The sequence below is a fragment of the Mesorhizobium sp. WSM4844 genome, from assembly GCF_055811775.1.
The window spans coordinates 81,285-101,646 of sequence record NZ_JBVVQB010000024.1; the positions used below are offsets into that span (position 1 = coordinate 81,285).

16 protein-coding genes are annotated in these 20,362 nt (G+C 64.4%); 9 read left to right on the forward strand and 7 right to left on the reverse strand.

The genetic code is table 11. The features are described 5' to 3' along the window. Positions 1-18: 18 nt before the first annotated feature. On the reverse strand, positions 19-801 hold the full coding sequence (locus AC0L2A_RS19695; RefSeq protein WP_128244746.1) for a GntR family transcriptional regulator: 783 nt from the start codon (positions 799-801) through the stop codon (positions 19-21). Beyond that, positions 798-1,679, reverse strand: coding sequence for a glucosamine kinase nucleotide-binding domain-containing protein (locus AC0L2A_RS19700; RefSeq protein ID WP_473610190.1), 882 nt, complete (start codon positions 1,677-1,679; stop codon positions 798-800). Before AC0L2A_RS19700 ends, AC0L2A_RS19695 begins: the two co-directional genes overlap by 4 nt. Before the next feature lie 200 nt (positions 1,680-1,879). On the opposite strand from AC0L2A_RS19700, the gene AC0L2A_RS19705 reads away from it, so the two are divergent. The 6 genes from AC0L2A_RS19705 (at position 1,880) to AC0L2A_RS19730 (ending at position 8,404) form a co-directional block, all read left to right on the forward strand. After that, positions 1,880-2,836, forward strand: coding sequence for an N-acetylmuramic acid 6-phosphate etherase (locus AC0L2A_RS19705; protein WP_473610191.1), 957 nt, complete (start codon positions 1,880-1,882; stop codon positions 2,834-2,836). A 2-nt stretch (positions 2,837-2,838) separates the two neighbouring features. Beyond that, positions 2,839-4,098: an ABC transporter substrate-binding protein gene (locus AC0L2A_RS19710; protein ID WP_473610193.1), complete on the forward strand. Its 1,260-nt coding sequence runs from the start codon at positions 2,839-2,841 to the stop codon at positions 4,096-4,098. Positions 4,099-4,334: 236 nt separating this feature from the next. Further along, entirely contained in the window at positions 4,335-5,258 is a 924-nt protein-coding gene (locus AC0L2A_RS19715; RefSeq protein WP_473610194.1) for a carbohydrate ABC transporter permease, read from the forward strand. Between the two features lie 8 nt (positions 5,259-5,266). Further along, the gene (locus AC0L2A_RS19720; RefSeq protein WP_473610195.1) at positions 5,267-6,106 is read left to right on the forward strand and encodes a carbohydrate ABC transporter permease; all 840 of its coding nucleotides are present in this window, start codon (positions 5,267-5,269) and stop codon (positions 6,104-6,106) included. Continuing rightward, on the forward strand, positions 6,103-7,164 hold the full coding sequence (locus AC0L2A_RS19725) for a Gfo/Idh/MocA family protein (RefSeq protein WP_473610197.1): 1,062 nt from the start codon (positions 6,103-6,105) through the stop codon (positions 7,162-7,164). Before AC0L2A_RS19720 ends, AC0L2A_RS19725 begins: the two co-directional genes overlap by 4 nt. 241 nt (positions 7,165-7,405) lie before the next feature. Continuing rightward, positions 7,406-8,404 (forward strand): ABC transporter ATP-binding protein, encoded by a 999-nt coding sequence (locus AC0L2A_RS19730; protein ID WP_473610198.1) that lies wholly within the window; start codon positions 7,406-7,408, stop codon positions 8,402-8,404. Between the two features lie 166 nt (positions 8,405-8,570). Here the strand turns inward: AC0L2A_RS19730 and AC0L2A_RS19735 are convergent, their stop codons facing one another. The 5 genes from AC0L2A_RS19735 to AC0L2A_RS19755 form a co-directional block, all read right to left on the reverse strand. Then, positions 8,571-9,416, reverse strand: a complete 846-nt coding sequence (locus AC0L2A_RS19735) for a fumarylacetoacetate hydrolase family protein (protein WP_287258962.1) — start codon at positions 9,414-9,416, stop codon at positions 8,571-8,573. A 31-nt stretch (positions 9,417-9,447) separates the two neighbouring features. Then, the gene (locus AC0L2A_RS19740; protein ID WP_473610200.1) at positions 9,448-10,179 is read right to left on the reverse strand and encodes an SDR family oxidoreductase; all 732 of its coding nucleotides are present in this window, start codon (positions 10,177-10,179) and stop codon (positions 9,448-9,450) included. A gap of 184 nt (positions 10,180-10,363) precedes the next feature. Beyond that, entirely contained in the window at positions 10,364-12,736 is a 2,373-nt protein-coding gene (locus AC0L2A_RS19745) for an aldehyde dehydrogenase family protein (protein ID WP_473610201.1), read from the reverse strand. A 16-nt stretch (positions 12,737-12,752) separates the two neighbouring features. After that, positions 12,753-13,802 (reverse strand): deoxyribose-phosphate aldolase, encoded by a 1,050-nt coding sequence (gene deoC, locus AC0L2A_RS19750; protein WP_473610203.1) that lies wholly within the window; start codon positions 13,800-13,802, stop codon positions 12,753-12,755. Between the two features lie 388 nt (positions 13,803-14,190). After that, positions 14,191-15,018, reverse strand: coding sequence for a ferredoxin--NADP reductase (locus tag AC0L2A_RS19755; protein ID WP_473521940.1), 828 nt, complete (start codon positions 15,016-15,018; stop codon positions 14,191-14,193). A 234-nt stretch (positions 15,019-15,252) separates the two neighbouring features. Here AC0L2A_RS19755 and AC0L2A_RS19760 point away from each other — a divergent pair, with 234 nt between their 5' ends. The 3 genes from AC0L2A_RS19760 (at position 15,253) to AC0L2A_RS19770 (ending at position 20,133) form a co-directional block, all read left to right on the forward strand. Beyond that, positions 15,253-17,337, forward strand: coding sequence for a hydantoinase/oxoprolinase family protein (locus AC0L2A_RS19760; RefSeq protein ID WP_473610204.1), 2,085 nt, complete (start codon positions 15,253-15,255; stop codon positions 17,335-17,337). A gap of 166 nt (positions 17,338-17,503) precedes the next feature. Continuing rightward, a complete protein-coding gene (locus AC0L2A_RS19765) occupies positions 17,504-19,249 on the forward strand; it encodes a hydantoinase B/oxoprolinase family protein (RefSeq protein ID WP_473610205.1) in 1,746 nt (581 codons plus the stop codon). Between the two features lie 107 nt (positions 19,250-19,356). Then, complete coding sequence (locus tag AC0L2A_RS19770; RefSeq protein WP_473610207.1) at positions 19,357-20,133, forward strand: ABC transporter substrate-binding protein; 777 nt, start codon at positions 19,357-19,359, stop codon at positions 20,131-20,133. Positions 20,134-20,362: the final 229 nt, after the last annotated feature.

Here is a 20,362-nt window from a genome sequence, read left to right on the forward strand (position 1 = left end):
TTTGGGTGTTTACTGTGCTCATGGCCGGCCCTCTTCGCCCGGCCCGCTCAGCCGGAGCTCGGCGACGAAATCATAGGCGTCGCCCCTGTAGATCGAGCGGGTGAATTCGATCACCTTGCCGCTCGCCAGATAGGAAATACGCTCGATGTGCAGGCCGGCAATGCCAGGCGGCACTTCGAGCAGGCGCGCGTCGTCGTCGCCGAGATTGGCGGCGGAGATGCGCTGCACCGCCCGCACCGGCCGATGGCCGGTCGTTTCAAGCGCCGCGTAGAGCGACGAACCGATCGCCGCCGGGTCGGGCAGCACGCTGGCAGACAGTGCCGCGCGCTCGATCGCCAGCGGCGTATCGTTGGCAATGCGCAGGCGCGCCACCCGCGCCACCAGTTCGTTCGATGACAGGCCGAGCACCATCATCTCGTCCGGCGAGGGCGCATAGAGGCCGCGGTCGAGCCAGGCCGAACGCACCGCCATGCCGCGCCGCGCCATGTCCTCGGTGAAGGACGTCAGCCGCGACAGCGACTGCTCGACGCGCTCCATCCGCGGCGCGACGAAGGTGCCGGAGCCGTGGCGTTGGACGAGGATGCCGCCCTTGACCAGATCCTGCACCGCCTTGCGCACGGTGACCCGCGAAATGTCGGCCTTGCTGGCGATGTCGCGCTCGGACGGCAGCGCGTCGCCCGGCCCGATCAGGCCGCGATTGACCGCGTCCTCGATGCTCTTCCTGAGCTGCAGATAGAGCGGCGCGCCGCTTTGCGCCGACTGTTTCAGCGTGGCGAATATCTGGTCGGCGGCCTCGCTCATCGCGCCGCCTCCGTCGCACCCGAGAAAACGCGCACCGCCATCTGCACGGCGCCGCCCAGCGCATCGTCGAGCGGCGGCTTCAGCAGCGCCCGGTAGCGCGCCGACAGGCGCGGCGCATAGAGCGGCGCCAGCCCGCCAAGCAGGCAGAGCGGATCGTCGTCGCCGAGATCGAGCACGCCAAGTGCTGCCTCGACATCGGCGATTGCCTTGTCGAGGATCCAGTTGGCGACGATGTCGCCCTTTTCGGCATGCTCGAAAACTTTGGGCGCGAAGCCGCCGAAATCGCCGGGTTTTGCGTTGGTGGTGAACTCGACCAAATCCTCGGGATTGTCGCGGAAGACGGCGAGCATGGCCTGCGTCAGCGGCGATCCCTGGCGGATGCCGTCATAGGCGAGCAGCGTCTGCTCGAGCAGGTCGCGGCCGATGCGGGCGCCGCTGCCCTGGTCGCCGACCTGGAATCCCCAGCCGCCGATGGCGCGCGACTTGCCGTTTTTGCGCGCCATATAGGCGGTGCCGGTGCCGAGGATAGCCATGGCGCCGTCACCGGAGCCGACCGCGCCTTCCAGCGCGATCTCGGCGTCGGTCTCGACACGGTTTTGGCTGAACGGCAGGATCGCTTCGAGCTGCTGCCTGTAGGTGCCGACATTGGCGCCGGCGAGGCCGAGGATGGCCGGGGTCTGTGGGATCAGTTCGGGGTCCTGCCCGGCGGCGACAAAGGCCTGCCTTGCCGCCTCGACGATGTTGGCCCTGGCGCCGGTGAGATCGGTGCGGATGTTGGCCGCACCGCTCTTGGCGCGGCCGACGACAGTCCCGTCCACCGTTGCAAGAGCCGCCCTGCAGCTGGTGCCGCCGCCATCGATGCCAAGCACGAATTTCACACGATTTCTCCTCTTCGCGGATAATACCAATAAAATACCAATAGCCAAGGATTAATTTCCGTTTCAAAAAGATTAAGGCGTATTGTATTGAAAAACCTAGGCATTTTGACGAAAGGCCAGTTCCGAGGCAGGGAAATCGCTAATGCGTGTGGACAAGTGGTATTTTTTTGGTATTGTTTTGCGGATTGGAGGGAAAGCGGATGGCCGAAACGCGCACCGAAGCGCTTCACCAGAATACCGAGGGGCTGGACATCCAGGCTCCGGACGCCATCCTTTCCTCGTTGGCCAACGCGCAGATCGAGGCCGCCAAGGCGGTGCGCGGCGCCATTCCGGCCATCGCCAAAGCCGCCGAGATCATCGCCAGCCGGCTGAACAGCGGCGGCAAGCTCGCTTACGCGGCAGCCGGCAGCTCGGGCCTGATGGCGCTGGCCGATGCGCTGGAGCTGCCGGGCACCTTCGGCATTCAGCGCGACCGTATCGCCATCCTGATCGCCGGCGGCGACGATGCCTTCAAGACACTGGCCGGCGGGCCGGAGGACGACACCGACGAAGCCTCGGCAGCGGTTGCTGCTGCCGGCATCGGCGAGGGCGACTGCCTGATCGCGGTCTCGGCCAGCGGCTCGACGCCCTATGCGGTCAGGGCGCTCGAGGACGCCAGGCGCCGCGGCGCGGCGACCATCGCCATCGCCAACAACAAGGATGCGCCGCTGCTTCGGCTGGCCGACATTGCCATCCTGCTCGAAACGCCGCCGGAGCTGATCGCCGGCTCGACCCGCATGGGCGCCGGCACCGCCCAGAAGATCGCGCTCAACATGCTGTCGACGCTGGCCGCCATCCATCTTGGCCATGTCCATGACGGCTATATGGTCAATCTCATGGCCGACAACATCAAGCTGCGCGACCGCGCTGCCCGCATCGTCGCCGCCATCAGCGGACGCGACAGGGACGATGCGGCGCGCCTGCTCGAGATCAGCGGCGGCGCCGTCAAGACCGCCATTCTGCTCGCCGCCGGCGCCGCCAGCGCCGATGCGGCGCAGAAGATGCTGGAAGGGACCGGCCAGAAGCTGCGCCCGGCGCTTTCCGCGATCGAGGGGAGCATGAGGCAGAAAGCCTCTGTTCTCAAAACCGAACCTGAAAAAGGTCAACAGGGAGACTGAGCATGACAACCAAACTACTGACGGCACTGCTTCTCGGCACCAGCATTCTCGGCTCGGCCGGAATGGCCTGTGCCCAGGACGTAACGCTCAACATCGAAAGCTGGCGCGGCGACGACCTTGCCATCTGGAAGGACAAGCTGATCCCGGCTTTTGAGGCCAAGAACCCGGGCATCAAGGTGGTGTTCGCGCCGTCGGCGCCGACCGAATATGACGCCGCGATGGGCGCCAAGCTCGCCGCCGGCTCGGCGGGCGACCTGATCACCTGCCGCCCGTTCGACAAGTCGCTGGAGCTGTTCAAGAAGGGCAATCTCGCCGATATCTCGACGCTGCCCGGCATGGAGAATTTTTCCGACGTCGCCAAGGCCGCCTGGCAGACCGACGACGGCAAGTCGAGCTTCTGCGTGCCGATGGCTTCCGTCATCCATGGCTTCATCTATAACAAGGACGCCTTCGACCAGCTCGGCATCAAGGTGCCGACGACCAATGAGGAGTTTTATGCCGCTCTCGACAAGATCAAGGCCGACGGCACCTACATCCCGATGGCGATGGGCACCAAGGATCTCTGGGAAGCCGCGACCATGGGCTACCAGAACATCGGCCCCAACTACTGGAAGGGCGAAGAAGGCCGTCTGGCGCTGATCAAGGGTGAGCAGAAGCTGACCGATCCGCAGTGGGTCGAGCCTTTCAAGGAATTGGCCAAGTGGAAGCCGTATCTCGGCGACGGCTTCGAGGCGCAGACTTATCCGGACAGCCAGAACCTGTTCACCCTCGGCCGCGCCGCCATCTACCCGGCCGGCTCGTGGGAGATCGGCCTGTTCAACACCCAGGCGCAGTTCAAGATGGGCGCGTTCCCACCGCCGGTGCAGAAGGCCGGCGACACCTGCTACATCTCCGACCACACCGACATCGGCATGGGCCTCAATGCGGCGTCGAAGAATGCGGATGCGGCGAAAACCTTCCTGACCTGGGTGGCGTCGCCGGATTTCGCCACCATCTACGCCAACGCGTTGCCGGGCTTCTTCAGCCTGAACAACACCCCGGTGAAGATGGAAGACCCGCTGGCCCAGGAATTCGTCTCCTGGCGCGACAAGTGCAAGTCGACGATCCGCTCGACCTACCAGATCCTGTCGCGCGGCACGCCGAACCTCGAGAACGAGACGTGGGTTGAATCGGCCAACGTCATCAACGGCACCGTCACGCCGGAAGCTGCCGCCAAGAAGCTGCAGGACGGCCTCGACAGCTGGTACAAGCCGGCGAAATAAGAGCGCGCGCTAATCTCCCCCTCGAGGGGGAGATGTCGCCGAAGGCGACAGAGGGGGTCGGTCGAGGCAGGCTGCGGCTTCATCTTTGCTGAAAGGCACGGTCGAAGTCGCGATGGCGCACTGCCTTGGCCGACCCCACCCGCCTCGCTTCGCGAGGCACCCTCCCCTCGAGGGGGAGGGAGGCGCCGCACCCTTTGGCGGCAAATGCAAGAACCTGATCGGCGGGGACCGAACGCATGGCCGCAGCACCGAAACGACCGTTCCGCTGGCATATCGTCGTCTTCCTGGCGCCGGCGGTGCTGGTCTATACGGCGATCATGATCCTGCCGCTGGCCGGCACGCTGCAGCTCTCGCTGTTCCGCAACATCGACCAGGCCCAGGTCTTCGTCGGGTTGGAAAACTTCCGCAGGCTGTTCGGCGATCCCAACTGGTCGGTCAATTTCTGGAACGCGCTGCGCAACAACGTCTGGTTCTTCATCATCCACATGATCGTGCAAAATCCGATCGGGGTGCTTTTGGCCGCACTGCTGTCCAGCCCGCGGCTGAGATTCTCCGCCTTCTACCGCACGGCGATCTTCGTCCCGACGATCCTGTCCTTCGTCATCGTCGGCTTCGCCTGGAAGCTGATCCTGTCGCCGCTGTGGGGCGTGGCGCCGAACCTGATGGATCTTGTCGGCCTCAAAAGCCTGTTCACGCCGTGGCTCGGCAAAGAACAATATGCGCTGACCACGCTCAGCCTGATCTCGGTGTGGCAGTTCGTCGGCATCCCGATGATGCTGATCTATGCGGCATTGCTGTCGATCCCAGAGGAGGTGATCGAAGCGGCCGAATGCGACGGCATTACCGGCATGGCGCAATTCTGGAAGATCAAGCTGCCGCTGATCCTGCCGTCGATCGGCATCATCTCGATCCTCACCTTCGTCGGCAATTTCAACGCCTTCGACCTGATCTACACCGCGCAAGGCGCGCTGGCCGGGCCGAACTATTCGACCGATATTCTCGGCACTTTCCTCTACCGCGCCTTCTTCGGTTTCCAGCTGCAGGTCGGCGATCCCAACATGGGCGCGGCGATCGCCACGATGATGTTCCTGATCATCCTTGGCGGCGTCTGCGTCTACCTGTTCCTCGTCCAGACGCGCCTGCGTCGCTATCAGTTCTGAGGCGTAAGATGAGCACGGCGACCCACTCCCTGCCCCGCACCATCGGCGCCCATGCGGTGCTGTCGACCTACACGGTGATCGCGTTGTTTCCGGTGATCATCGTCATCATGAATTCGTTTAAATCCCGCGCCGGCATCTTCGGTGCGCCGTTGACGCCGCCGACCCCGAAAACCTTCGACCTGATCGGCTACACCACCGTCATCGGCCAGGGCGATTTCATCCACTATTTCCAGAACAGCCTTGTCGTCACCGTCGCCTCGCTGTTCTTCGTGCTGCTGTTCGGCGCGATGGCCGCCTTTGCGCTGTCGGAATACCGTTTTCGCGGCAATTCGCTGATGGGGCTTTATCTCGCCCTCGGCATCATGATCCCGATCCGCCTCGGCACCGTCGCCATCCTGCAATTGATGGTGGCGAGCGGGCTGGTCAACACGCTGACGGCGCTGATCCTGGTTTATACGGCGCAAGGCCTGCCGCTCGCCGTCTTCATCCTGTCGGAATTCATGAAGCAGGTCTCCGACGATCTGAAGAATGCCGGACGCATCGACGGCCTGTCCGAATACACCATCTTCTTCCGGCTGGTGCTGCCGCTGGTGCGGCCGTCGATGGCGACTGTCGCCGTCTTCACCATGATCCCGATCTGGAACGATCTGTGGTTTCCGCTGATCCTGGCGCCGTCGGAGGAGACCAAGACGGTGACGCTCGGCGCGCAGCTGTTCCTCGGCCAGTTCGTCACCAACTGGAACGCCATCCTGGCCGCACTGTCGCTGGCGATCATGCCGGTGCTGATCCTCTACGTCATCTTCTCGCGGCAGCTGATCCGCGGCATCACCTCGGGAGCGGTCAAGTGAGCTCGGAAAAACCTCTTCGCGTCGTCGTCGCCGGCCTCGGCAACATGGGCCGCAGCCATGCGCTGGCCTATCATACCAACCCCGGCTTCCAGATCGCCGCACTTGTCAACCGCTCGGACGTGCCGCTGCCGGCCGGGCTTTCCTTCTATGGCATCAGGCGCTCCTTCGACGAGGCGCTGCGCGACGAAAGGCCCGAAATCGCCTGCATCGCCACCTATTCCGACAGCCACGCAGACTATGCGGTCAAGGCGTTCGAGGCCGGCTGCCATGTCTTTGTCGAAAAGCCGCTGGCGACGACGGTGGCGGATGCCAAACGCGTCGTCGCCGCAGCCAAGGCCAACGGCAGAAAACTGGTGATCGGCTACATCCTGCGCCATCACCCGTCCTGGATCAGGCTGATCGCCGAGGCGCGCAAGCTCGGCGGCCCTTACGTGTTCCGCATGAACCTCAACCAGCAATCCTCCGGCCATAGCTGGCAGACGCACAAGCAATTGATGCAGACGACGTCGCCGATCGTCGATTGCGGCGTGCATTATCTCGACGTGATGCTGCAGATCACCGACGCCAGGCCGGTCGAGGTGCGCGGCATGGGGCTGAGGCTGACCGACGAGATTGCGCCAAAAATGTACAATTACGGGCACCTGCAGGTGCTGTTCGACGATGGTTCGGTCGGCTGGTACGAGGCCGGTTGGGGGCCGATGATCTCGGAAACCGCCTTCTTCGTGAAGGACGTGATCTCGCCCAATGGCTGCGTGTCGATCGTCATGAAGGAGGGCGTCAGATCCGACGACATCGACACCCACACCAGGACCTCGACCATCCGCCTGCACAGTGCGGCGACCGGCGCGGACGGAAAATTCGCCAAGCCGGATGAGATGCTGTCGATGGAAGGCGAACCCGGCCATCAGGGTCTCTGCGACCGCGAACAGGCTTTTCTGCTCAAGGCGATCCGCGAGGATATTGATCTCACCCGCCACATGGACGACGCGGTGAAGTCGCTCGCCGTCTGCCTTGCCGCCGACGAGAGCGTCCGCAGCGGGAAGGCGGTGCGACTTTGATATACGGATCGCTGTCAGGGAACGCGCTTGGCGCTACCCCCCTCTGGCCTGCCGGCCATCTCCCCCGCAAGGGGGGAGACTGGATGTCACGACCGGTTTCGCCAACTTTTGACGCGGCAGAACAGGCATCGACGCAAACGCTGCCGATCTCCCCCCTTGCGGGGGAGATGCCAAGTTTTGGCAAAGAGGGCAGGCCAGAGGGGGGTGCCTTGGCGCCCACATTCCAATCCGGAGGAACGCCGTGGGCTCGTTGAACATCGAGAATGTGAAAAAGGCGTTTGGGCCGGTCGAGGTGCTGAAGGGCATCAACCTCGAAGTGACCGATGGCGAATTCGTCGTCTTCGTCGGCCCCTCCGGCTGCGGAAAGTCGACGCTGCTCAGGGTCATCGCCGGGCTGGAGGATTCGACCTCGGGCCGTGTTGTCATCGACGGCGCGGACGTCTCCGCGACCCCGCCGGCCAAGCGCGGCATCGCCATGGTGTTCCAGACCTACGCGCTCTACCCGCATCTGACGGTGAAGAACAATATGGGCCTCGGCCTCAAGCAGGCAGGCACGCCGGCGGCCGAGATCGACCGCCGCATCGGCATCGCCTCCTCTATGCTGTCGCTGGAGCCTTATCTCGCCAGGCGCCCGGCCGAGCTGTCCGGCGGCCAGCGCCAGCGCGTCGCCATCGGCCGCGCCGTGGTGCGTGAGCCCAAGCTTTTCCTGTTCGACGAGCCTTTGTCCAACCTCGATGCCGCACTGCGCGTCAACACCAGGCTGGAGATCGCGCAACTGCATCGCCGGCTGAAGGCGACGATGATCTACGTCACCCATGACCAGGTCGAGGCGATGACGCTGGCCGATAAGATCGTCGTGCTCAATGCGGGCAAGATCGAGCAGATCGGCGGACCGATGGAGCTCTACAATGCGCCGGCAAATGAGTTTGTCGCCGGATTCATCGGCTCGCCGAAGATGAATTTCGTCGACGGCGCCAGGCTTGGCGAGACGGCCAAGACCATCGGCGTCCGCCCAGAGCACCTGACCGTCGATGCGAAATCCGGCGCCTGGAAAGGCACGGTCGTCCATGCCGAGCACCTCGGCGCCGACACCAACCTCTATCTCGACTGCGAAAAGGCCGGGCTGATCACCGTGCGCATTTTTGGCGTCTACAACGCCGAGCCGGGCGCAACGCTCTACGCGACGCCGGATCCGGCGAAGACTTATCGGTTCGGGAACGATGGCAAGGTGCTGAAATAGCGCGCCCCTTTTTCCTTCTCCCCCTGTGGGAGAAGGTGGCCGAGCGAAGCTCGGTCGGATGAGGGGTGCTCCAGCTTGGCTCCGACAGCACTCCGTCCAACACCCCTCTTCCGTCTCGGCGCTCCGCGCCGATCCACCTTCTCCCACAAGGGGAGAAGGAAGAATCCTACTCGTCCGCCTTGAACGTCTGCTTCTGCATGCCCAGCCCTTCGATGCCGAGCTCGACGACGTCGCCGGGTTTTAGGAACACCGGCGGCTTCATGCCCAGCCCGACGCCCGGCGGCGTGCCGGTCGAGATGATGTCGCCGGGATGCAGCGACATGAACTGGCTGAGATAGGACACCAGATAGGCGACGCCATAGACCATGGTCTTGGTCGAGCCGTTCTGCATCGTCTTGCCGTTGACCTTCAGCCACATCGGGATGTTCTGCGGGTCCTGGACCTCGTCCTTGGTCACCAGCCACGGGCCGATCGGCCCAAACGTGTCGCAGGACTTGCCCTTGGTCCACTGGCCCTGGCGCTCGGCCTGGAAGGCGCGCTCGGACACGTCGTGCGCGACGCAGTAGCCGGCGACATAATCCAGCGCCTCGGCCTCGGTGACATATTTGGCTTTTCTGCCGATGACCACGCCAAGCTCGACTTCCCAGTCGGTCTTGACCGAGCCGCGCGGGATCAGCACGTCGTCGTCAGGCCCGACGATGGCCGAGCTTGCCTTCATGAAGATGATCGGCTCCGGCGGCACGGTGGCGCCGGTCTCGGCGGCGTGGTCGGAATAGTTGAGGCCGATGCAGATGAATTTGCCGGTGCCGGCGACGCAGGCGCCGATGCGGGGATTGCCGGAGACCGCCGGCAGCGATTTCGGATCGAGCTTCGACAATGTCTCGAGCGATGCCGGGTCGAGCGCCTTGCCGGCAATGTCGGTGACATGGGCGGAGAGGTCGCGGATCGTTCCATCCGCATCGAGCAGGCCGGGGCGTTCGCTCCCCGCTTCGCCATAGCGCAGCAGTTTCATTCTTTTTCTCCTGGTTGCGGCCGGAGGCCTCTTAGATCGACCAGCCACCGTCGATATTATAAGCTTGTCCCGACGTATAGGTAGCGCCGGCCAGATAGACGGCGAGATCGGCGATTTCCTCTGCTGTGCCGAGGCGGCCCATCGGCTGGCGGGCGATGAAGGCGGCGCGGGCCGCCTCGTAGTCGCCCTGCGCATGCATGCGGTCCTCCAGCGACGGGCTTTCGACCGTGCCCGGGCAAATGGCGTTGCAGCGTATGCCCTTGCCGACATAGTCGGCGGCGACCGATTTGGTCAGGCCGATGACGGCCGCCTTGGTCAGCCCATAGACGAAGCGGTTGGGCACGCCCTTGGTCGAGCCGGCCAGCGACGCCATGTTGATGATCGAGCCGTCGCCGCGCTCCAGCATGCCGGGCAGCACGGCGCGGATGGTGCGGATCATCGAGCGGACGTTGAGATCATAGGCAAAATCGAGATCGGCGTCCTTCATCTCGAGGATCGAGCCGGAGTGGACGAAGCCGGCGCAGTTGAACAGCACATCGACGGCGCCGATCTTGGCGAAGGCGTTCTCGACCGCCTCGTCGTTCAGCACGTCGAGCTTGCGGGTCTTGATATCTGCCGTCTTGCCGAGTTCGGCGAGCAGCACTTCGTTGATGTCGGTGGCGTGGACGACAGCGCCTGCCCTGGCAAAAGCCAGCGCACTCGCCCGGCCGATGCCTTGCGCCGCCGCCGTGACGACAACGATCTTGCCTGCCAGATCCGCCATGCTTTTTCCTCCCTCTGTCGCCGCCCGGGTGTTATTCGCCTAGGGGCGGCAAATGTTTTTTCTCGGTAAAGAACATGTTTTAGCCCGTCAAGCCCGGCGCCGAGGCAGCGTCCTTCTCCCCGTCACTATACGGGGAGAAATGCCCGGCAGGGCAATGAGGGGCGGCGCCGACTTCGACGCACGCTCAGTCGCCGTAGGGCACCCAGACGTTCTTGACCTCGACGGCGCGGCGCAGCAACGCATCGCCGGCGGCCTCGCTCGACGCCCAGTCGAGGCTGCGGCCGTTGCCGGTCCAGACGCGCTTGAGATTGCCGACCGAGTCGGCTTCGGCCCTGGCGCAGGTCTCGGCATCGGCGAACAGCCACAGCCCGTCGACATCGTCATGCCTGGCCAGCACGCCGGCGAGCTCGGCGGTGCGGCCGGTGACGATGTTGATGGCGCCGGCCGGAACGTCGGAATATTCAATGACCTGGTAGAGATCGGTGGCAAGCAGCGGATATTTTTCCGACGGCACCGCGACCACCGTGTTGCCCATCGCCAGCGCCGGCGCCACCAGCGAGATCAGGCCGAGCAAAGGCGCATTGTCGGACGCCACGATGCCGACGACGCCGACCGGCTCATGCAGCGCCAAAGTGACGGCGCGGGCCGGCGGCTGGTGAATGCTGCCCTCGAACTTGTCGGCCAGGCCGGCATAGAGGAACAGCCGCTCGATCGACAGCTCGACCTCGTCGCGCGCGGCTTTGGCGGTAGCGCCGGTAAGCTGCATTAGACGCGCGGCAAATTCATCGGCACGGCCGGACAGGTTCTCGGCCAGATAATACAGCACCTGGCTGCGGTTATAGGCGGTCGCCTCCGGCCAGGCCCTGCAGGCGCGTGCAGCCGCGACGGCATCGCGGATATCCTTGCGGCTGCCGAGACCGACCTCGCCGGCAAGCCTGCCCTTGGCGGTGGCGACGGCAAGCGAATAATTGCCGTCCGGCCTGACCTGCTTGCCGCCGATGAACAGCTTTGCCGTGCGGTCGATGGCGTCGCCTTCCGCCCGCTCGACAGGTTTTGTCGTAGCCGGTGCCGGCTTGATGGCCGGGCCGAGCGGCAGCTTTGCCGAGAGATATTCGAGCATGCCCTCGCGCCCGCCTTCGCGGCCAAAGCCGCTCTCGCGATAACCGCCGAAGCCGCAGGCGGCATCGAACATGTTGGTGCCGTTGACCCAGACGACGCCGGCCTTCAATTGCGGCGCGACGTGCAGCGCAAGGTTGACGTTCTCGCTCCACACCGAGGCGGCCAGGCCGTAACGCGTGTTGTTGGCGAGCTCGATCGCTTCCTCGGTGTTGCGGAAGGTCATGGTCGCCAGCACCGGGCCGAATACTTCTTCTTGGGCCAGGATGTTGGCCGGAGAAACACCGGTGGCGAGTGTCGGCAGGTGATAATAACCGGAAGACGGCAGCGCCACGTCCGGTTGCCAGCAGATGGCGCCCTGCCTGGCGCCTTCGGCGACCAGCCCCTTGACGCGATCGAGCTGGGTCAGGTCGACCAGCGGGCCGATATCGGTGTTCTTGTCGAGCGGGCTGCCGACGCGCAGCCGGCTCATCCGTGTCTTGACCTTGGCGATGAAGGCCTCGGTGATGCCTTCCTGCACCAAAAGGCGCGAGCCGGCGCAGCAGACCTGGCCCTGGTTGAACCAGATGCCGTCGACCAGTCCCTCGACGGCGCTGTCTAGGTCGGCATCCTCGAAGACGACGAAGGCCGACTTGCCGCCAAGCTCCAGCGATATTTTTTTGCCCGACCCGGCAGTGGCCTTGCGGATGATCTTGCCGACCTCGGACGAGCCGGTGAAGGCAATTTTTTGGACGCCGGGATGGTTGACGATTGCCGCGCCTGCCTCCGGCCCGCCCTGGACGATGTTGACGACGCCCTTCGGCACGCCGGCGCGCTCACAGATCTCGGCGAACAGGATGGCGGTGAGCGGCGTGAACTCGGCCGGCTTCAGCACCACCGTGCAGCCGGCGGCCAGTGCCGGCGCGATCTTCCAGGCCAGCATCAACAGCGGAAAGTTCCACGGGATGATCTGGCCGACGACGCCGACGCCCTTCTGATCCGGAAAATCCCTGTCCAGCGCCTGCGCCCAGCCGGCATGATGGATGAAATGGCGGATGGCCAACGGCACGTCGATGTCGCGGCTTTCGCGGATCGGCTTGCCGTTGTCGATCGATTCCAGCACCGCAAACAGCCGCTGATTACGCTGCATGGCGCGGCCGATGGCATAGAGCACCTTTGCACGGCTGTAGCCGGAGCTGGCGCTCCATTTCGGCAGCGCCTTGGCCGCGGCCGAAACCGCCGCGTCGATATCGGCAGCTCCGGCATCCGACACCTTGGCCAGCAATTTTCCCGAAGACGGATCGCTGGTGTCGAAGGTCTTGCCGCCTGCGGCCGCTTTCCAGTCGCCGCCGATGAACAGCGCCTTGGAAAAATCACGCGCGGCAAGCCAGGCATCGGCCTCATTGCGGGCCTCCGGCGCCGGACCATAATCCATGGCGTGATAGCGTTCGAGAATGTTCATGGGGCGCTCCCGATAGTCACGCCATCGCGTGGCGATGATTGGCCGAATAGTGACCGGTCAGATGGTGTTCGAGCTGGCGCTCGATGTCGGTCAGAAGGCTGGACGCGCCGAAGCGGAACAGGTCTGGCTCCAGCCACCGCCGGCCGAGTTCTTCCTTCATCAGCACCAGCCAGTCGAGCGACGCCTTTGCCGTCGAAATGCCGCCGGCCGGCTTGAAGCCGATGAGGTAGCCGGTCTCCTCGAAATAGGCGCGGATGGCGCGCACCATGGCAAGGCCGACCGGCAGCGTCGCGTTGACGCTTTCCTTGCCGGTCGACGTCTTGATGAAATCGGCGCCCGCCATCATCGCCACCATCGACGCCAGCATGACGTTGCGCAGCGTCGCAAGGTCGCCGGTGCCGAGAATCACCTTCAGATGCGCCTCGCCGCAGGCGGCGCGCATCGCAACGATCTCGTTATAGAGTTCCTGCCATTTCGCTGCGAAGACCAGGCCGCGCGGTATGACGACGTCGATCTCGTCGGCACCGTCGCTCACCGAGGCTTCGATCTCCTGCAGGCGCGTCGAAAGTGGCGTGAGGCCGTGCGGGAAGGCGGTGGAAACGGCGGCGACATGGATGCCGCTGCCGCGCAGCGCATCGACGGCAGTGGCGACGAAGGGGTGATAGACGCAGACCGCCGCCGGGCGGATCTCCTCGTCAGTAATGCCGAGGCCTTCGACGATGTCGCGGCGGAACGGATTGACCGCCTTGGCGCACAGCCGGCGCACGCGCTCGTCGGTGTCGTTCGAGTTCAGCGTCGTCAGGTCCATGCAGGCGACGGCGCGCAGCAGCCAGGCGGCCTGGTTGTCCGCCTTGATCGAGCGCCGCTTGGTCAGGCTGGCGACACGCCGTTCCAGCGCCGAGCGGTTGACGCTGCGCATCGATTCCATGAAGCCGAGATCGAGCTTCATGCCGGGATTGCGGGCAATGCCGTGCGCTTGCGGCGCCGGCGCATTGGCGGCGGTGCGCGCCGGCAGCGGCGTGATCTTCGAAGGTCCGCGCTCTGCTTCGCGGCTGGTGCTGCTCATCTCCTGCCCCTTTGTTCGACGACTTGCGGTCGAAGATAGACCGTGAAGCAGCGCTTCACGAGTCCTTCAGGCGGTCATAGTTGAAAAAGCCAGCTGTGACATCAGCCGAACAGCGCTGCGGCGTAGAAGCTGCCAATCTCCCCCCTTGCGGGGGAGATGTCCGGCAGGACAGAGGGGGGTGGGAAGGATCGCTACTGCTTTCATTCTACGCTTCGTCATCCGAGAATGGGCCTTGGGATCCCTGACTTTCTCGCGGCAGTGCAGGCGTCTTTGACGCCGGAGGGACAGCACCCCCCTCTGTCCTGCCGGACATCTCCCCCGCAAGGGGGGAGATCGGCCGTGATCCGGCTTTCGCCAATCCCGACGTCACAGAAGCAAGCGGAGCGTCTCAGCCGACAAACGCCCGTTCAACGACGAAGCTCGCCGGATGATGCAGCGAGCCTTCCTCGAAGCCGAGGCTTTCGGCCAGTTCCTTGACATCCCTGAGCATGTGCATCGAGCCGCAGATCATGATGCGGTCGGTCTCCGGGTCGAGCTTGTCGATGCCGAGATCGGTAAAAAATTTTCCCGAGCCGATCAGCGCGGTGATGCGGCCCATGCGCTCGGAGGTTTCGCGCGTCGTCGAATTGTAGAGCGTGACGCGGCCGCCGGTCAGCTCGCCGATCAGCGGGTCGTTCTCCAGCTCTGCAACCAGCTCCTGGCCGTAGGTCAGTTCGGCATTGTCGCGGCAGGTGTGGGTCAGCACGACCTGCTCGAATTTCTCAAAAGTATCGGGGTCGCGCAGCAGGCTGGCGAAGGGCGCGATGCCGGTGCCGGTCGAGATCATGAACAGGCGCTTGGCCGGGGTCAGCGCGTCGACCACCAGCGTGCCGGTCGATTTTTGCCGCATGATGACGGTGTCGCCGATCTCGATTTTTTGCAGCTCAGACGTCAGCGGGCCGTCCGGCACCTTGATCGAGAAGAATTCGAGCTCGTCGTCCCATGCGGGGCTGGCGATCGAATAGGCGCGGAACACCGGCTTTTCGGCATTGGGCAGGCCGATCATGACGAACTCGCCGGAGCGGAAGCGCAGCGATTGCGGCCGGGTGATGCGGAACGAAAACAGCCGGTCGGTATAGTGCTTCACCGAGACGACGGTCTCGGCATAGACATTGGCCGGAATCGGAAACTGCAGCGGCCGGGCGCCGGCGGTGTTGAGCGCGGATGTGGTGTTCATCAAACCTAACCTTCTGGCCTAACCTTCTGGCCCAACCCGAGGGCGCTGACGCCAAACTTTCTCCTGCGCGCCCGAACCGATCAGGTTCAGGCGTGCCGTTTGCACACTGCCAAGCGGTAAGCTCTTGTGTCCGGAATTTATTAGTATACAAATGATATTTGCGTCAAGACGCCAGGCTGAAACACCTTTCCAAACTGAGACATATCTGTAGTCCTGACATTTCGGGTTTCGACAATGGAAGAGAATTTTTCGGCGCAGACGCTGGATTCCTCGGGCAGCGTCGTCGCCGGCATCGATGTCGGCGGAACCTTTACCGACCTGCTGCTGATCGACGGCCGTCACGGTGGCAAGGTGCATATCGCCAAGACCCCGACCACCATCGACAACCAGGCTTTTGGGGTCGTTTCGGCCCTCGACGCCACCGGCTTCCCCATCCGCGGCATCGACCTCATCGTGCACGGCACGACCACCACCACCAACGCAGTGCTCGAACGCCGGCTGGCCAGGACCGGCATGATCACCACGCGCGGTTTTCGCGACGTCATCGAGCTTGGCCGGCGGACGCGGCCGCAGGCCTATGGCATGACCGGCAGCTTCGTCCCGATCATTCCGCGCAATCTGCGGCTTGAAGTGTCGGAGCGCGTCGAAGCCTCGGGCGCGGTGCGCATTCCGCTCGACGAAGCCGAGATGCGCGACGCGGTTTCACAATTGCTCGCGGCCGGCTGCGAATCCCTCGTCATCCATTTCCTGCATTCCTACGCCAATCCGGCGCATGAGCGGCGCGCCGCCGAGATCGCCGCCGCGCTTTGGCCGAACAGCTACATCACGACAGGCCATGCGCTGCTGTCGGAAGCGCGCGAATTCGAGCGCGGCGTCACCGCTGCGGTCAACGCCTCGGTGCAGCCGATCCTCGAGCGCTATGTCGAGCGGCTGCGCAAGGAATTGGCGTCAAAAGGCTACGCCCGCGACTTCCTGATCATGAACGGCAATGGCGGCATGATCTCGGCCCGCTTTGTCACCCGTGAATCGGCCAAGACCGTGATGTCCGGCCCGGCCTCCGGCGTCATCGCCGCCGCCTATACCGGAAAACGCGCCGGCTTCGAAAACCTGGTCACCTACGACATGGGCGGCACCTCGACCGACGTGGCGCTGATCCGCAATGCCGAGCCGGCGGTGTCGAACGAGATCGAGATGGAATATGCGATGCCGATCCATGTGCCGATGGTGGCGGTGCACACCGTCGGCGCCGGCGGCGGCTCGATCGCCCGCGTCGATGCGGCCGGCCTGATCCAGATCGGCCCGGAAAGCGCCGGCGCCAATCCCGGCCCGATCTGCTACGGCCGCGGCGGCGTTGAACCGACCATCACCGACGCCAATCTGGTGCTTGGCCGGCTGGCGCCGAAAAAGCTGCTCTCGGTCGAGAACCCGGTCACATCAGAACACGTCGCCGGCATCTTCGAAGACAGGATCGGCCGCCCCACCGGCCTGTCCGGCGTCGAGGCGGCAGGTGCGGTGCTGCGGCTCGGCAACATCAAGATGGCCGGCGCCATCCGCATGGTCTCGGTATCGCGCGGCCACGACCCGCGCGATTTCGCGCTGTTCGCCTTTGGTGGCGCCGGGCCGCTGCATGCGACAGCGCTGGCGCGGGAACTCGGCCTGCCAAAAGTCTTGGTGCCGGCGCGGCCGGGCATCACCAATGCGCTTGGCTGCGTCGTCGCCGATCTCAGGCACGATTTCGTCAACACCGTCAACCAACCGGTGGCCGGTCTTGATGAAATCCAGCTTCACGAGATATTGGAACGGCACCGAAACGAAGGCGAAGAGCTGATCGGCAAGGAAGCGGTGAAGCCGGAGACGATCCGCGTCACCCATTCCGCCGACATGCAGTTCGTCGGCCAGACCCACATCATCAACGTGCCGCTGCCGTCGTCTTCGGTGACGCGCGCCGTCCTGCAGCAGCTGTTCGAAAAGGCCTATTTCGCCCGCTTCAAGGTCGAGCTGCCGGAAATCCGCGCCAATCTGGTCAACCTCAACACTTCCGTCACCGGCGTGCGGCCGGCGATCGACCTGTCGCGGCTGATCGACCCGGCTGGCCGCGCCAGAACGCTTGATGAGGCGCGCCGCGAAATCCGCACGGTCTGGTATGGCGGGCGCTGGCACGACACGCCTGTCTATGTCAGGGAAAAGCTGCCGCTCGACGCCGTCATCGAAGGGCCGGCGATCCTCGAACAGATGGACGCCACCACCGTGCTCGAGCCCGGCGACCGGGCGCGCTCGGACGCCGACGGCAACATCATCATCGAGGTGGGGCAGTTATGATAAGGCTTTCATCGAAGAGGACCCCTAACCCCTCCCCACAAGGGGGAGGAGGATTTGGTCGAGCCACCAGTTCCTGGCATCGACAAGCAGCGATTTGCTGCTTTGAGCGCCAACGAGAATCCCCCTCCCCCTTGTGGGGAGGGGTTAGGGGTGGGGGTCCGCGCGGATGATCACTCTCGACGCCATCACGCTTTCGGTCATCCAGGCGGCGCTGCAGCAGGTCTGCGACGAGATGGACCTGACGTTTTCGCGCGCCGCCTTCTCGCCGGTCATTGCCGAGGCCAACGACCGCTCCGACGGCATCTATTCGGCGGTCGACGGATCGCTGATCGCACAGGGCAGCCAAGGCCTGCCGGTGTTCGTCGGCGTGATGCAGTATTCGACCAGGACGGTGATCGAAATGATCGCCGACGGACGCTGCCTGCCGCCCGAGCCTGGCGATATCTACATCGTCAACGACCCCTATCTCGGCGGCACCCATCTGATGGATGTGCGCTTCGCCATGCCGGTCTACCGCGACGGAAAAATCTTCTGCTGGCTGTCGAACACCGGCCACTGGCCCGATATCGGCGGCTCGGTGCCGGGCGGCTTTTCCGCCTCGGCAACCGCGGTCGAGCAGGAAGGCTTGCGGCTGCCGCCGGTAAAGCTGTTCAAGCGGGGCGTGCTCGACCGCGAGATCTACGCCATCATCTGCTCGAATATCAGGGTCGCCGACCAGCGCATCGGCGACATCCGCGCGCAGGCGGCTGCGCTGCTGATCGGCCAGGACCGGCTCAACGGAATCCTGGATCGTTACGGAGATGAAACGGTTGTCGAGGCAATTGCCGAACTGCGTCGCCGCGCCGCCGAGCAGATGCGCGCCAACATAGCGGCCATTCCCGATGGCATCTATCGCTCCAAAGCCTTTGTCGATTCCGACGGAGTGGTCAACCAGCCACTGACCATTGCGCTGGCGGTCGAGAAACAAGGCGACACGCTCAGCTTCGATTTTTCCGGCTCGTCAAAGCCGTGCGCCGGGCCGATGAACAGCGTGCTGGCGACGACCTTGTCCTCGGTCTATCTCGCCATGCGCCACATTTTCCCCGACGTGCCGATCAGCGCCGGCGCCTTCGAGCCGCTGGTCGTCAATCGGCCGGAAGGGACTTTCCTCGACGCCAAATATCCGCGCCCGGTGTCCGGTTGCGCCGCCGAGGTTTCGCAGCGCATCGCCGAAGCGGTGTTCGCGGCGATGGTGCAGGCGCTGCCCGACAAGGTGACGGCGGCTCCGGCCGGCTCCAGCGGCAATTTCGCGCTCGGCGGCAACGATCCGGCGCGCGGCCGCGATTACGTCATGTACCAGATCTCCGGCGGCGGTTATGGCGGCAATGCCGGTCATGACGGCCTGAGCAATGGCTGCTCGACCATCGGCATTTCCAAATCGCCGCCGGTCGAGATCATGGAGCAGGCGTTTCCGGTGCTCTACCGCCATTATGCCCTGCGCGAGGGCTCGGGCGGCGCCGGCAGGCATCGCGGCGGTTTTGGGCTCGCCTATGAGGTCGAGATCCTGCGCGGCGACGCCCGCGCCTCCTTCGTCATGGACCACGGCCGCTTCGGCCCGCAAGGCGCGCTCAGCGGCAGGGACGGCGCGGTCAACACGGTGACCGTTTTTCGCGACGGCAGAGAACATGTGCCGCCGCATCTCTCCAAGGAGCAGGACATCGCGCTGAAGGCCGGCGACCGCGTGCGCGTCGGCACGCCGGGCGGCGGCGGCTATGGCGATCCCCTGCAGCGCGATCCGCAACTGGTGCTGCGGGATGTCGCCTTGGGCTATTACACGCCCGAACAGGCCAGCGAGAAATTTGGCGTCGCCCTTTCCGCGGACGGGTCGGCGATCGACCTGGCCGCCACCGGGCGGAGACGAGCAGCCGGCTGACCTGCAATCGGCCCTGCCGCGCCGTGATCGCCGTAGGGAATGTCGTTTCCGTCTTCGCCGCGCACACAAAACCCCGTAGACTTTGCTCCACAACGGAGATCTGGATCATGCGCCTTTTCGGTCGTTTCTTGGCTGCCGCTGCCGTCGCCCTGGCGCTCGCCACCGGCGCTGCCTCCGCCCAGGACAAGAAACTCAGGCTTGGCACCGAGGGCGCCTATCCGCCGTTCAACTATGCCAATGCCGACGGCACGCTGGGCGGCTTCGACATCGACCTCGGCAAGGCGCTGTGCGCCGAGATGAAGACCGAGTGCGAGTTCGTCGTGCAGGATTTCGACGGCTCGATCCCGGCGCTGCAGGCCGGCAAGTTCGATGCCATCATCAACATCACCATCACGCCGGAACGCGCCGAGAAGGTCGACTTCACCCACAAATACTATCAGACGCCGCCGGCCATCGCGGTGCCCAAGGATTCGACCGTCACCGGCACCTCGCCCGAGGACCTGAAAGGCAAGGCGCTTGGCGTGCAGAGCGCCACGATCCACCAGAATTTCGCCGAACAGAAATACGCAGGCTCGACCATCAGACCGTATCCGACCGGCGACGACGCCCGCACCGACATGGTCAACGGCCGCCTCGACGCGGTGATGGACGGCTCCATCCTGCTGACCGAATGGCTGAAAAAACCCGAGGGCGCCTGCTGCAAGCTGCTCGGCACCCTGGCCCCCGACCCGGCCATCCACGGCCCAGGCGTCGGCATCGCGCTGCAGAAGGGCAACAAGGAGCTGGCCGAAAAACTCGACGCGGCGATCGACGCGCTGCGCGCCAACGGCAAATACAAGGAAATCAACGACAAGTACTTTGCCTTCGACGTCTACGGCGAGTAGGCGGAGGCGCTCCGAGCGCAATCGTTTCAGGTTTGCGCTGCCCCTCATCCGCCTGCCGGCACCTTCTCCCCGTATAGAGACGGGGAGAAGGGGATTTCCTGCACCGCTGCCGATTGGCGAAATCCTCGGTGACGGCGTCCTTCTCCCCGTCACTATACGGGGAGAAGTGCCCGGCAGGGCGATGAGGGGCAGCGCCGACATCGACAATTGGTGAAGTATGCCCGAACGG

Bases quoted from the DNA above. Each gene is read 5' to 3' on its own strand.
- AC0L2A_RS19695 (WP_128244746.1), bottom strand. From the start codon at position 801: ATGAGCGAGGCCGCCGACCAGATATTCGCCACGCTGAAACAGTCGGCG.
- AC0L2A_RS19705 (WP_473610191.1), top strand. From the start codon at position 1,880: ATGGCCGAAACGCGCACCGAAGCGCTTCACCAGAATACCGAGGGGCTG.
- AC0L2A_RS19710 (WP_473610193.1), top strand. From the start codon at position 2,839: ATGACAACCAAACTACTGACGGCACTGCTTCTCGGCACCAGCATTCTC.
- AC0L2A_RS19715 (WP_473610194.1), top strand. From the start codon at position 4,335: ATGGCCGCAGCACCGAAACGACCGTTCCGCTGGCATATCGTCGTCTTC.
- AC0L2A_RS19720 (WP_473610195.1), top strand. From the start codon at position 5,267: ATGAGCACGGCGACCCACTCCCTGCCCCGCACCATCGGCGCCCATGCG.
- AC0L2A_RS19735 (WP_287258962.1), bottom strand. From the start codon at position 9,416: ATGAAACTGCTGCGCTATGGCGAAGCGGGGAGCGAACGCCCCGGCCTG.
- AC0L2A_RS19740 (WP_473610200.1), bottom strand. From the start codon at position 10,179: ATGGCGGATCTGGCAGGCAAGATCGTTGTCGTCACGGCGGCGGCGCAA.
- AC0L2A_RS19745 (WP_473610201.1), bottom strand. From the start codon at position 12,736: ATGAACATTCTCGAACGCTATCACGCCATGGATTATGGTCCGGCGCCG.
- deoC (WP_473610203.1), bottom strand. From the start codon at position 13,802: ATGAGCAGCACCAGCCGCGAAGCAGAGCGCGGACCTTCGAAGATCACG.
- AC0L2A_RS19755 (WP_473521940.1), bottom strand. From the start codon at position 15,018: ATGAACACCACATCCGCGCTCAACACCGCCGGCGCCCGGCCGCTGCAG.
- AC0L2A_RS19760 (WP_473610204.1), top strand. From the start codon at position 15,253: ATGGAAGAGAATTTTTCGGCGCAGACGCTGGATTCCTCGGGCAGCGTC.
- AC0L2A_RS19765 (WP_473610205.1), top strand. From the start codon at position 17,504: ATGATCACTCTCGACGCCATCACGCTTTCGGTCATCCAGGCGGCGCTG.
- AC0L2A_RS19770 (WP_473610207.1), top strand. From the start codon at position 19,357: ATGCGCCTTTTCGGTCGTTTCTTGGCTGCCGCTGCCGTCGCCCTGGCG.